We start from the raw sequence: 13,807 nt of genomic DNA, 5'->3' as shown, positions 1-13,807 counted from the left end.
CTTTCCTGTGAAGGAAAAATGTGTGTGAGGTAAGCAAATAAATTTCGGACACACTAACTGTACATTACAGCTAGGAGGAATGTACACGTGAATGAAATTTACATGGAAATAAAAGAAGAATTGCAATTGATGAGAAAAGAGTTGCAAGAGAGACTAGCTAAAGAAGTAATGCACAAATATGATGTCGAGTTCAGCCAAGAGCTTGGATATGAAATTAAGGAAGAGATAAAGAAAAAATTGCTATTACATGATATAAAAGAGGATTTAAAGGATGTAGAACGCGCATTATTTAAAATGGAAATAGACATGTATGGTATTTGTGAAGAGACGGGGAGATTAATTTCGACAAAGCAAATGAAGACAATGCCGACTGCCCGTACGATTCATGAATTCTTCTACGAAAAGGTAAATGTATGAATACGCACAACGATATTATATTACCTTTTTTTAATTTATTTTATTCTTCTATAAAGGTTCATTGTGAAAAGGTAGCAGCTATGCTAAAATTTTGAGGTACACTGTCTTTGTGGGGGAAATGAAAATGATATATTATGTAATAGCGTTATTCGTCATTGCTATCGATCAAATATCGAAGTGGTTAATTGTAAAGAACATGGAATTGGGTACGAGTATTCCGATTATCGACAATGTATTATACATAACATCACATCGAAATAGAGGCGCTGCTTGGGGTATTTTAGAAAATAAAATGTGGTTCTTCTACATTATTACAGTTGTTTTTGTAGTGTTTATTGTATTTTATATGAAAAAGTATGCGAAAACAGACAAGCTTCTAGGTATTTCGTTAAGCCTAATTTTGGGCGGGGCAATTGGTAACTTTATTGATCGTGTATTTAGACAAGAAGTAGTGGATTTCATTCACGTGTATATTTTCTCGTACAACTATCCAGTATTCAATATAGCTGATTCAGCATTATGTATTGGTGTTGTATTAATTATTATTCAAACATTATTAGAAGGCAAGAAAGCGAAGGAGTAATTGAATGAGTGAAGTAGTACAAGTAACAGTTGCAGCAGAGCAAAAAAACGAGCGAATTGATAAATTCGTTGCAGGGATAAATAACGAATGGTCACGTACGCAAGTGCAGCAATGGATTAAAGATGACGTTGTGACAGTAAACGGAAAAGCGGTAAAAGGGAATTATAAAGTAAAAGAAGAAGATGAAATTACAGTAACAATTCCTGAACCAGAAGAGTTAGATATTCAACCAGAGGATTTAAATTTAGAAATTTATTATGAAGATGCAGATGTGCTTGTTGTAAATAAGCCACGTGGTATGGTTGTACATCCAGCACCAGGGCATACAAGTGGTACACTTGTAAACGGCCTTATGCACCATTGTACAGACTTATCAGGCATTAACGGTGTAATGCGTCCAGGTATCGTGCATCGTATTGATAAAGATACATCTGGACTATTAATGGTTGCTAAAAATGATATGGCACATGAATCGCTTGTAAATCAGCTTGTAGCAAAAACAGTAACGAGACGTTACAAAGCGATTGTACACGGTGTGATTCCGCATGATAAGGGAACGATTGATGCTCCGATTGCTCGTGATAAGAAAGAGCGTCAAAGTATGACAGTTGATGAAAATGGTAAGAACGCTGTTACGCACTTCCAAGTGTTAGAACGCTTTAAAGACTTTACGCTTGTAGAATGTCGCTTAGAAACGGGACGTACGCACCAAATTCGTGTTCATATGAAATATATTGGCTATCCACTTGCAGGAGATCCGAAGTATGGTCCGAAGAAAACGTTAGATATGAATGGACAAGCACTTCATGCGGGTATTTTAGGCTTTGATCATCCTCGTACTGGTGAATATATTCAGTTTGAGGCACCGATTCCAGAAGTGTTTGAAGACGTATTAAATATTTTACGAAAATAGTATTGACAAATCATAAGAAAACTGAGATACTGACAACAGTTAAATAATGATCCTTTAACACAGCCCCGTGAGGTTGAGAAGGTAACGGTTTGAAATACTTAGGGTATGTTGTACCCTTTTTTCAAAAGTCCTCTCGCACACGCTGAGAGGACTTTTTTTATACCATTACTCTCACGCAAGAAAAAAGCTTGGAGGTGTAGAGCATGCAAGAGAAAGCTGTCGTTTTAGATGACCAAATGATTCGCCGCGCTTTAACACGAATTAGTCATGAAATCGTGGAACGAAATAAAGGTGTCGATAATTGTGTTCTTGTCGGAATTAAAACTCGTGGAATTTTTATTGCACAACGTTTGGCAGAACGAATTGGTCAAATTGAAGGAAAAGAAATGGAAGTTGGAGAGTTAGACATTACGTTATATCGTGATGATTTAACACTACAATCGAAAAATAAAGAACCACTTGTAAAAGGTTCTGATATCCCTGTAGATATTACGAAGAAGAAAGTTATCCTTGTGGATGACGTATTATATACAGGAAGAACAGTTCGAGCAGCAATGGATGCTCTTATGGATTTAGGTAGACCATCTCAAATCCAATTGGCGGTTCTTGTTGATAGAGGTCATCGCGAATTACCAATTCGCGCTGATTATGTAGGGAAGAACATTCCAACATCAAGTGAAGAGCGTATCGAAGTTGATTTGCAAGAGACAGATCAACAAGATCGAGTAAGCATATACGATAAGTAAAGCCCTTTTAAATGTAGTCCTGTGAGGCTGCCAAAGGGTCTTGGCTTTCATATGTCAAATTTGGCATACGAAAGTGTAGGACTCTTTGTGCACAGGCACAAAGAGTTTTTTTATTGCAAAGATTTAAACTGAAGGAGGATGTAACAATGGAACAAAAGCCAGTGTTAGACGTTAATGAAGTACCGAAACCGGGAAAATGGTTATTTTTAAGTATACAACATTTGTTCGCGATGTTTGGATCAACAGTGCTTGTTCCGTTTTTAACAGGATTGAATCCATCAGTAGCATTAATATCAAGTGGATTAGGAACGTTAGCGTTCCTTCTTATAACGAAAGGTCAAGTACCTGCCTATCTAGGATCATCATTCGCCTTTATCGCACCGATTATAACAGCGAAAACGGCAGGTGGACCGGGAGCAGCAATGCTTGGTGGTTTGCTAGCAGGACTTGTGTACATCTTAATCTCACTCGGAATTAAGAAATCAGGATCAGAGTGGATTATGAAATTACTACCACCAATCGTAGTTGGTCCAGTAGTAATGGTAATCGGTCTAGCTTTAGCACATACAGCAGTTAACATGGCGATGAACGGTGCGGATGGCAAATATAGCTTTACACACTTTTCAGTAGCATTAGTAACATTAGCAATTACCATTATATGCTCGATATTTGGAAGAGGATTTTTCAGTATAATACCAGTGTTACTTGGCATTATCGTCGGATATATCTTCGCTTACTTCCAAGGGCTAGTAGACTTAAAGCCGGTAGCTGAGGCAAAATGGTTTGTTGTACCAGATTTCACAGTACCATTTGTAACATATACACCAGAGTTTTCATGGAAGATTGTACTCTTGATGGTACCAGTTGCACTAGTAACAATATCAGAACATATCGGACATCAAATTGTTCTTGGAAATGTTATTAAAAGAGATTTAATTGAAAAACCAGGTTTACACCGTTCAATCTTCGGTGACGGAGTAGCAACATTAATTGCGTCACTAATCGGTGGGCCACCGAATACAACGTATGGTGAAAACATCGGTGTGCTAGCAATTACGAGAGCATACAGTGTATACTTATTCATCGGTTCAGCAGTATTCGCAATCATGTTCGGGTTTATCGGTAAGATTTCTGCACTGATTCATTCGATCCCAACACCAGTTATGGGTGGTGTATCAATCTTACTATTCGGTGTAATCGCATCAAGCGGATTACGCATGATGGTAGATGATAAAACAGATTTAAGTGACAAACGAAACTTAATGATTGCATCAGTAATATTAGTAATCGGTATTGGTGGAGCGGTACTTCACGTAGGAGAATCATTCCAAGTAGAAGGAATGGCACTAGCAGCAATTGTAGGTGTACTGTTAAATCTACTACTACCGGAAACGAAACAAATAAAACAATCTAAGCAGATTGCTTCATAATAATAACCTTTTAATTCAGTCCTGTGAGACCGGAAAGGGTGGCTTCTTTCTTGCACCCTAGTCTCACATGACTAGGGTATTTTTATGCAAAGGTTGTTATAAAAATTCAAAAGTGGTAACATAAAAATCAGAAAGATGAGGGATGACGATGAGCCATTTGTTAACGATGAGTGAATTATCGGAAGTAGAAATTTCAGAAATCCTAAAAGATGCAGAAGATTTTGCGAATGGAAAAGAGAGCAAAACGACAGAGCAAACTTTTGTTGCGAACTTGTTCTTTGAGAATAGTACGAGAACGAGATTTAGCTTTGAAGTTGCTGAGAAGAGATTAGGACTTGATGTTTTAAACTTTTCAGCTGATGCATCTAGCGTACAAAAAGGAGAAACTTTATACGATACGATAAGAACACTAGAATCAATCGGAACAAAAGCAGTGGTCATCCGCCACGAGCAAGATCGCTACTTCGATGAACTAAAAGATCAGGTGAATATTCCAATCTTAAACGCTGGAGATGGATGCGGAAACCACCCAACGCAGTGCCTACTCGATCTTCTTACAATTAAACAAGAGTTTGGAAGATTTGAAGGTTTGAAGATTGCAATAGTAGGAGATGTTCGTCATAGCCGAGTAGCACGTTCTAATGCAGAAGCATTAACGAAGCTTGGTGCAACAATTTACTTTGCAAGTCCAGAAGAGTGGAAAGATGAAGACAACACATTTGGAACATACAAACCATTAGATGAACTTGTTCCAGAAGTTGATGTAATGATGTTACTCCGTGTACAACATGAGCGTCATGATCATTATGAAACAGACATTATGAAAGAATATCATGAGAAACACGGATTAACAGTAGAAAGAGAAAAGCGTATGAAAGAAGGAAGCATTATTATGCATCCAGCTCCTGTAAACCGTGATGTTGAAATTGCAAGTGAACTTGTTGAGTGTGAGCGTTCACGCATATTTAAACAAATGGAAAATGGAGTTTACGTAAGAATGGCTGTACTAAAACGCGCCTTACCAAATGTATTAGGAGGAATGAAACATGAATTATTTGTTTAAAAATGGTCGTTATATGAATGAAGAAGGAAAAATCGTAGCAACGGATCTTCTCGTACAAGACGGTAAAATCGCTAAGGTAGCAGAAAATATTACGGCAGATAATGCTGAAGTAATCGATGTGAACGGAAAGTTAATCGCACCTGGATTAGTAGATGTACACGTACATCTTCGTGAACCAGGTGGTGAACATAAAGAAACAATTGAAACAGGTACACTAGCAGCGGCAAAAGGTGGATTCACTACAATTTGCGCAATGCCAAATACACGCCCGGTACCAGATTGCAGAGAACATATGGAAGACTTGCAAAAACGTATTGAAGAAAAAGCTCATGTTAACGTACTACCATACGGAGCAATTACAGTACGTCAAGCTGGTTCTGAAATGACAGATTTCGAAACATTAAAAGAACTTGGAGCATTTGCTTTCACAGATGACGGCGTAGGCGTACAAGATGCGAGCATGATGTTAGCGGCTATGAAACGTGCAGCAAAATTAGATATGGCAGTAGTTGCGCACTGTGAAGAGAATACGCTTATTAATAAAGGTTGTGTACATGAAGGGAAGTTTTCTGAGAAACACGGATTAAACGGTATCCCATCAGTATGTGAATCTGTACATATTGCAAGGGATATACTGCTTGCTGAAGCAGCAGATTGCCACTATCACGTATGTCATGTAAGTACGAAAGGTTCGGTACGTGTAATCCGTGATGCGAAACGCGCTGGAATTAAAGTAACAGCAGAAGTAACACCGCATCACCTAGTGTTATGTGAAGATGATATCCCATCAGCTGATCCTAACTTTAAAATGAACCCACCGCTTCGTGGAAAAGAAGACCATGCAGCATTAATTGAAGGTTTATTAGATGGAACGATCGATATGATTGCAACTGACCATGCACCGCATACAGCGGAAGAGAAAGCACAAGGAATTGAAAGAGCACCGTTTGGAATTACTGGTTTTGAAACAGCATTCCCGCTTCTATACACAAACCTTGTGAAAAAGGGAGTTATTACGCTAGAACAGTTAATTCAATTCTTAACAGAAAAGCCAGCTGATACATTCGGCTTAGAAGCAGGTCGCCTAAAAGAAGGTAGAGCAGCTGATATTACAATCATTGATTTAGAACAAGAAGAAGAGATTGACCCAACAACATTCTTATCAAAAGGAAAAAATACACCATTCGCAGGTTGGAAATGCCAAGGATGGCCGGTAATGACAATCGTTGGTGGTAAGATCGCATGGCAAAAGGAGAGTGCATTAGTATGAAAAGACAACTTATCTTAGAAGATGGAACAGTATTAATTGGAACAGGTTTCGGAGGCGAAATCGAAAAGTCAGGTGAGGTTGTATTTACAACAGGAATGACTGGATATCAAGAAACATTATCTGATCCATCATATTGCGGTCAAATCGTAACATTCACGTACCCATTAATCGGAAACTACGGCATTAACCGTGACGATTTTGAATCCATTCACCCATCTGTAAATGGTTTAATCGTAAACGAAATTTGTGATCATCCATCAAACTTCCGTAATGAAATTTCGTTAAATGATTACTTGAAAGAAAGAAATATCCCAGGATTAGCAGGGATTGATACGAGAAAATTAACGAGAAAAATTCGTCAATACGGTACATTACGCGGACGCCTTTGTAATATGGATGCAGATGTAGAGTACATTGTAAGTCAATTAAAAGCGACAGTATTTACAGATCATGTAAAACGCGTATCAACGAAAGATCCATACCCAAGCCCAGGTCGTGGTCACCGAGTTGTACTAGTAGACTTCGGTATGAAACATGGTATTTTACGAGAATTAAATAAGCGTGACTGTGATGTAATTGTAGTTCCTTACAACACAACAGCAGAAGAAATTTTACGCCTTAGCCCAGATGGAATTATGTTAAGTAATGGACCTGGAGATCCGAAAGATGTATCAGAAGCAATTGAAATGTTAAAAGACATTATCGGTAAAGTTCCTTTATTCGGAATTTGCCTAGGACATCAATTGTTCGCTCTAGCATCAGGTGCAAATACAAGTAAGTTGAAATTTGGTCACCGTGGTTTAAACCATCCAGTAAAAAATCTTGCAACTGGAAAAGTAGCAATTACATCTCAAAACCACGGATACGCAGTAGAAGAAGAATCAGTTGAAAATACAGATCTTGAAATTACACATGTTGCTTTAAACGATGGAACGGTAGAAGGTCTTCGTCATAAGAAGTTCCCAGCATTTACAGTACAATACCATCCAGAAGCTTCAGCGGGACCAGAAGATGCAAATGATTTATTCGAAGATTTCTTAACAATGATTGAAAACTTCAAGAAAGAAGGGGAAGAGTTATGCCAAAACGCCTAGACATTAACACAATTTTAGTAATCGGATCAGGACCAATTGTAATTGGGCAAGCAGCGGAGTTTGACTACTCTGGTACACAAGCTTGTCAATCTCTTAAAGAGGAAGGTTACAAAGTAATCCTTGTTAACTCTAACCCAGCAACAATTATGACGGATACTGCAACAGCAGATAAAGTATACATCGAGCCATTAACATTAGAATTCGTAAGCCGTATTATTCGTAAAGAACGTCCTGATGCAATCCTACCAACATTAGGTGGTCAAACAGGTTTAAACATGGCTGTTGAACTTGCAAAATCAGGCGTACTTGACGAGTGCGGAGTTGAAATTTTAGGAACAAAATTATCAGCAATCGAGCAAGCGGAAGATCGTGATTTATTCCGTACATTAATGCAAGATTTAAATGAACCAACACCACCAAGTGAAATTATTCATAACCTTGATGAAGCATATGGATTTGTAAATGAAATTGGTTATCCAGTAATCGTTCGACCAGCGTTCACATTAGGAGGAACGGGCGGCGGAATTTGCCATAACGAAGAAGAGCTAATTGAAATCGTAACAAGTGGTTTAAAACATAGTCCAGTAACACAATGTTTATTAGAGAAAAGTATTGCTGGCTGTAAGGAAATTGAATATGAAGTAATGCGTGATTCAAATGATAACGCGATTGTAGTATGTAACATGGAAAACATCGATCCAGTTGGTGTTCACACAGGTGATTCGATTGTAGTAGCACCGAGCCAAACGCTAAGCGACCGTGAATATCAAATGTTACGTAACACTTCATTACGAATTATTCGTGCACTAGGAATTGAAGGTGGATGTAACGTTCAGCTTGCGCTTGATCCATATAGCTTCCAATACTATGTAATCGAAGTAAATCCACGTGTAAGTCGTTCATCTGCACTAGCATCTAAAGCAACTGGATATCCAATTGCGAAATTAGCAGCAAAAATTGCAGTCGGCTTAACGTTAGATGAAATTGTAAACCCAGTAACACAAAAAACTTACGCTTGCTTCGAGCCAGCGTTAGACTATGTTGTTTCAAAAATTCCACGTTGGCCGTTTGATAAGTTTGAATCAGCGAACAGAACGCTTGGAACACAAATGAAAGCAACTGGTGAAGTTATGTCAATCGGACGTAACTTAGAAGAATCATTACTAAAAGCAGTTCGTTCTTTAGAGCTTGGCATTTATCACTTAGAATTAGACCACTTAAAAGAACTTGATAAAGAAACGATGAAAAAACGTATCATTAAAGCGGATGATGAACGACTGTTTATTGTAGCAGAAGCAATTCGCCAAGGTGTAACGAAAGAAGAAATCAATGAATGGTGTGAAATGGACTTCTTCTTCTTACAAAAAGTTGAAAACATCGTAAATATGGAACGTGAAGTAAAAGCGAATGTAGGAAATATAGAAGTACTACAAACTGCAAAAGAAATGGGCTTCAGCGATCACTACATTGCAGCAGCTTGGAACAAAACGGAGCGCGAAATTTACGATATGCGTAAAGAAAATAATATGATGCCAGTATTCAAAATGGTAGATACTTGTGCGGCAGAGTTTGAATCTGCAACGCCATATTACTACAGCACATATGCGGACGAAAATGAATCGATTGTAACAGATCGTAAGAGTGTAGTAGTTCTAGGATCTGGTCCGATCCGAATTGGTCAAGGTGTTGAGTTTGATTACGCAACAGTTCACTCAGTATGGGCAATTAAAGAAGCTGGATATGAAGCAATTATCATTAACAACAACCCAGAAACAGTTTCAACAGACTTCAGTATTTCTGACAAATTATACTTTGAACCATTAACGATTGAAGATGTAATGCACATTATCGATTTAGAAAAACCAGAAGGTGTTATCGTTCAGTTCGGTGGACAAACGGCAATTAACTTAGCAGCGAAACTAGAAGAACACGGTGTGAAAATTTTAGGAACATCACTTGAAGACTTAGACCGTGCAGAAGATCGTGATAAATTCGAAGCTGCTTTAACAAAACTTGGCATCCCGCAACCAGTTGGTAAAACAGCAACGACTGTAGAACAAGCGGTAGCAATCGCAGAAGAAATTGGTTACCCAGTATTAGTAAGACCATCTTACGTACTAGGTGGACGTGCAATGGAAATCGTATATCGTCAAGAAGAACTGCTGCACTACATGAAAAATGCAGTTAAAGTTCATGCAGATCACCCAGTATTAATCGACCGTTACATGGTTGGTAAAGAAATTGAAGTAGATGCAATTTCGGATGGTGAGAATGTATTCATTCCAGGTATTATGGAACATATTGAACGCGCTGGAGTTCACTCTGGTGACTCAATTGGAGTATATCCACCACAAAGTTTATCTGAAAAACTAAAAGAACAAATCATTGAACATACAATTGCACTTGGAAAAGGATTAAACATTGTTGGATTACTAAATATCCAGTTTGTAGTATTCAAAGATCAAGTGTACGTAATTGAAGTAAATCCACGTGCAAGCCGTACAGTACCGTTCTTAAGTAAAATTACAGGCGTACCGATGGCGAATGTTGCAACGAAAGTTATTTTAGGGCAAGACCTAGTAGAGCAAGGATACGGAACTGGCTATCACCCAGAAGAGAAAGAAGTATATGTAAAAGCTCCGGTATTCTCATTCGCGAAACTACGCTCAGTTGATACAACATTAGGACCTGAAATGAAATCAACAGGGGAAGTAATGGGTAAAGACTTAACGCTTGAAAAAGCATTATATAAAGGATTAGTTGCTTCTGGAATTAACATCCCAACGCACGGCTCAGTAATCATTACTGTAGCTGATAAAGATAAAGAAGAAGCGATGGAAATTGCAAAACGTTTCCACGAAATCGGCTATAACTTATTAGCAACAGCTGGAACAGCACAATCATTAGAAGAGCAAAATATCCCAGTACAAGTTGTAAACAAAATTGATTCTGAAGACTACAACTTACTAGATATTATCCGTCAAGGAAAAGCACAGTTTGTAATTAACACATTAACAAAAGGTAAACAACCAGCGCGTGATGGTTTCCGCATTCGCCGTGAATCAGTAGAAAATGGTGTGGCTTGCTTAACATCACTTGATACAACGAGAGCAATCTTACGAGTATTAGAATCTATGACATTCTCAGCTCATTCAATGAAAGAAATTACGCAAACAAAGCGTCACGAGGTGGTACATGCATGATGCAAAAGCAAAATATGATCGTCGTTAATCAAAAAGAAATCGCAAAAAATATTTACGAATTAGTGCTTCAAGGAACGTTAGTACAGCAAATGAACGAACCAGGGCAGTTTGTACACATTAAGGTAGCAGAGGGCATTGCGCCCCTTCTGCGCCGCCCAATTAGTATTTGTAATGTAGATCAAGAGAAGAACGAATTTACAATGCTATATCGTGCCGAAGGACAAGGGACAAAAACATTAGCAACTAGAAAACAAGGTGAAATGGTAGATGTACTAGGACCATTAGGACACGGTTTTCCTGTAGAAGAAGCAGAAGCTGGTCAAACAGCTTTACTAGTAGGCGGGGGAATTGGTGTACCACCACTTTATGAATTATCACAGCGCCTCGTTGCAAAAGGTGTACGTGTTATTCACATCTTAGGCTTTCAAACGAAAGATGTAGTTTTCTATGAAGAAAAATTTGCAGAACTTGGTGATACGTACGTTGCAACAGTAGACGGTACACACGGTACAAAAGGATTTGTCACAGATGTAATTGATAATTACGGAATTGACTTTGATATTCTTTATTCATGTGGTCCGTTAGCGATGCTTCGTGCATTAGAAGGACGTTACAAAGAGAAAAAAGCCTATATTTCATTAGAAGAACGTATGGGCTGTGGTATTGGAGCTTGTTTCGCATGTGTATGCCACTTACAAGAAGATCCAAGTGGACATTCTTACAAGAAGGTGTGTAGCGACGGACCAGTATTTCCAATCGGGGAGGTTGTACTATGAACAGATTGCAAGTTGAATTACCAGGATTATCATTAAAAAATCCAATTATACCGGCATCTGGATGCTTTGGGTTTGGTCGTGAATATGCACAGTTTTACGATTTAAGTGTATTAGGATCAATCATGATTAAAGCGACGACAGAACAACCACGTTATGGAAATCCGACGCCTCGTGTTGCTGAAACACCAGGCGGCATGCTAAATGCAATCGGACTTCAAAACCCGGGATTAGACAAAGTAATGAATTCGGAATTACCATGGTTAGAACAATTTGACCTTCCAATTATTGCAAACGTTGCAGGCTCACAAGCTGAGGATTACGTAGCGGTTGCGAAGGAAATTTCTAAAGCGCCTAATGTCCATGCACTAGAATTAAATATTTCTTGTCCGAACGTAAAAACAGGTGGTATCGCCTTTGGTACAAATCCTGAAATTGCTGCTGATTTAACGAAGCGAGTAAAAGAGGTTTCTGAAGTACCTGTATACGTGAAGTTGTCACCGAACGTGGCAAACATTGTGGAAATTGCAAAAGCGATTGAAAATGCAGGTGCAGATGGTTTAACGATGATTAATACATTGCTTGGTATGCGTCTAGATTTAAAAACAGCTAAACCAATTTTAGCAAACCGTACAGGTGGATTATCAGGTCCTGCGATTAAGCCAGTAGCAATTCGTATGGTACATGAAGTAAGCCAAGCGGTAAACATTCCGATTATCGGAATGGGTGGTATTGAGACAGCGGAAGATGTAATTGAATTCTTCTATGCTGGCGCAAGCGCAGTTGCAGTAGGTACAGCGAACTTTATTGATCCGTTCGTATGTCCGACAATTATTGAAGAGTTACCAGCATTACTAGATGAATTAGGATTTGATCACATTTCGGAATGTCAAGGAAGGAGCTGGAAGCAAACATGTCACAGTCGTTAATCGTTGCATTAGATTTTCCAGGGAAACAAGATGTAGAACAATTCTTGCGCCACTTTGAAGGGGAAGAGTTATTTGTCAAAGTTGGTATGGAGTTATTTTACAAAGAAGGCCCTGCGATTATTACGTACTTAAAAGAAAAAGGACATAAGATTTTTCTAGATTTAAAACTTCATGATATTCCGAATACAGTAAAAAGCGCTATGCGTAGCCTAGCTAGTCTAGATGTTGATATGGTAAATGTTCATGCTGCAGGGGGAAGCAGTATGATGAAAGCTGCGATTGAGGGATTAGAGGAAGGTAAGCAAGAAGGAAAAGAGAGACCGATTTGTATTGCAGTTACACAACTAACAAGCACTTCGGAAGCTATGATGAAAAAAGAGATCGGCATTGAGAAAACGTTAGAAGAAGCGGTTGCTCATTATGCAAAACTAACGAAAGAAAGTGGACTTGATGGCGTTGTTTGTTCAACACTTGAAGTTCCAAAATTACGTGAAGTATGCGGAAATGAATTTGTAACAGTAACACCGGGGATTCGTCTTGCAAGCGATGATGTAAATGACCAGGTGCGCGTAGCAACACCGAAACGTGCGAGGGAACTTGGCTCAAGCTACATCGTAGTTGGACGTAGTATTACAAAAGCAGAAAATCCGCTTGAAGCGTATAAAACAGTAAAACAACAGTGGGAAGGTGTAACAGTATGAAAAAAGAAATCGCATCGCATTTATTAGAAATTGGAGCAGTATTTTTACAACCGAACGATCCATTCACATGGTCTTCAGGTATGAAATCACCAATTTATTGTGATAACCGTTTAACTTTATCTTATCCAAAAGTACGTCAAGCGATTGCAGCTGGATTAGAAGAGTTGATTAAAGAGCACTTCCCAACTGTAGAAGTTATTGCAGGAACAGCAACTGCTGGTATTGCGCACGCTGCATGGGTAAGCGATCGTATGGATTTACCAATGTGCTACGTACGTAGTAAAGCAAAAGGTCACGGTAAAGGGAACCAAATCGAAGGAAAAGCTGAAAAAGGTCAAAAAGTAGTAGTAGTAGAGGACCTAATTTCAACTGGCGGTAGTGCAATTACATGTGTAGAAGCACTTCGCGAAGCTGGCTGTGAAGTATTAGGGATCGTATCAATCTTCACATACGAGCTAGAAGCAGGAAAAGAAAAGTTAGAAGCAGCGAACGTAGCATCATATTCTTTAAGTGATTACAGTGCATTAACTGAAGTTGCAGCAGAAAAAGGTATGATTGGACAAGCTGAAACGAAGAAATTACAAGAGTGGCGTAAAAATCCAGCTAACGAAGCTTGGATCACAGCGTAACACGAAAAAAGACGACCGCGGGGGAACGCGGTCGTTTTTTTATATTATTGTTAAAA

At 38.7% G+C, this 13,807-nt stretch carries 13 protein-coding genes; all 13 read left to right on the top strand.

Going from position 1 to position 13,807, the window contains the following annotated elements; translation table 11 throughout:
• Positions 1-87: 87 nt before the first annotated feature.
• The 13 genes from HFD78_RS05225 (at position 88) to pyrE (ending at position 13,751) form a co-directional block, all read left to right on the top strand.
• Positions 88-417 (top strand): TraR/DksA C4-type zinc finger protein, encoded by a 330-nt coding sequence (locus HFD78_RS05225; RefSeq protein WP_001002956.1) that lies wholly within the window; start codon positions 88-90, stop codon positions 415-417.
• 124 nt (positions 418-541) lie between these two features.
• Positions 542-1,000, top strand: a complete 459-nt coding sequence (lspA, locus tag HFD78_RS05220; RefSeq protein WP_000642184.1) for a lipoprotein signal peptidase LspA — start codon at positions 542-544, stop codon at positions 998-1,000.
• Positions 1,001-1,004: 4 nt separating this feature from the next.
• Positions 1,005-1,913 (top strand): RluA family pseudouridine synthase, encoded by a 909-nt coding sequence (locus tag HFD78_RS05215; protein WP_000005830.1) that lies wholly within the window; start codon positions 1,005-1,007, stop codon positions 1,911-1,913.
• Positions 1,914-2,116: 203 nt separating this feature from the next.
• Positions 2,117-2,659: a bifunctional pyrimidine operon transcriptional regulator/uracil phosphoribosyltransferase gene (pyrR, locus tag HFD78_RS05210; RefSeq protein ID WP_001156491.1), complete on the top strand. Its 543-nt coding sequence runs from the start codon at positions 2,117-2,119 to the stop codon at positions 2,657-2,659.
• A gap of 146 nt (positions 2,660-2,805) precedes the next feature.
• Positions 2,806-4,089 carry a uracil permease gene (gene uraA / locus HFD78_RS05205; RefSeq protein ID WP_116291428.1) on the top strand — a complete coding sequence of 428 codons (1,284 nt, stop codon included), beginning with the start codon at positions 2,806-2,808 and terminating at the stop codon, positions 4,087-4,089.
• A gap of 148 nt (positions 4,090-4,237) precedes the next feature.
• Complete coding sequence (pyrB, locus tag HFD78_RS05200; RefSeq protein ID WP_000018849.1) at positions 4,238-5,152, top strand: aspartate carbamoyltransferase; 915 nt, start codon at positions 4,238-4,240, stop codon at positions 5,150-5,152.
• Complete coding sequence (pyrC, locus tag HFD78_RS05195; RefSeq protein ID WP_001108367.1) at positions 5,136-6,422, top strand: dihydroorotase; 1,287 nt, start codon at positions 5,136-5,138, stop codon at positions 6,420-6,422. Before pyrB ends, pyrC begins: the two co-directional genes overlap by 17 nt.
• Entirely contained in the window at positions 6,419-7,516 is a 1,098-nt protein-coding gene (locus HFD78_RS05190; protein WP_000828684.1) for a carbamoyl phosphate synthase small subunit, read from the top strand. Before pyrC ends, HFD78_RS05190 begins: the two co-directional genes overlap by 4 nt.
• Positions 7,501-10,719, top strand: a complete 3,219-nt coding sequence (gene carB, locus HFD78_RS05185) for a carbamoyl-phosphate synthase large subunit (RefSeq protein WP_001126097.1) — start codon at positions 7,501-7,503, stop codon at positions 10,717-10,719. Before HFD78_RS05190 ends, carB begins: the two co-directional genes overlap by 16 nt.
• The gene (pyrK, locus tag HFD78_RS05180; protein WP_000983359.1) at positions 10,716-11,495 is read left to right on the top strand and encodes a dihydroorotate oxidase B electron transfer subunit; all 780 of its coding nucleotides are present in this window, start codon (positions 10,716-10,718) and stop codon (positions 11,493-11,495) included. The genes carB and pyrK overlap by 4 nt, the downstream gene beginning before the upstream one ends.
• Entirely contained in the window at positions 11,492-12,421 is a 930-nt protein-coding gene (pyrD, locus tag HFD78_RS05175) for a dihydroorotate oxidase B catalytic subunit (protein WP_001081049.1), read from the top strand. The genes pyrK and pyrD overlap by 4 nt, the downstream gene beginning before the upstream one ends.
• Positions 12,406-13,122, top strand: coding sequence for an orotidine-5'-phosphate decarboxylase (gene pyrF / locus HFD78_RS05170; protein ID WP_000083496.1), 717 nt, complete (start codon positions 12,406-12,408; stop codon positions 13,120-13,122). Before pyrD ends, pyrF begins: the two co-directional genes overlap by 16 nt.
• Positions 13,119-13,751 carry an orotate phosphoribosyltransferase gene (gene pyrE, locus HFD78_RS05165; protein WP_000711449.1) on the top strand — a complete coding sequence of 211 codons (633 nt, stop codon included), beginning with the start codon at positions 13,119-13,121 and terminating at the stop codon, positions 13,749-13,751. Before pyrF ends, pyrE begins: the two co-directional genes overlap by 4 nt.
• Positions 13,752-13,807 lie beyond the last annotated feature (56 nt).

This window comes from Bacillus sp. EKM501B, assembly GCF_011800505.1.
Classification (GTDB): Bacteria; Bacillota; Bacilli; order Bacillales; family Bacillaceae_G; genus Bacillus_A; species Bacillus_A cereus.
Note: the sequence above shows the minus strand (reverse complement) of the source record. Positions and strands in the feature narration are given on the sequence as shown.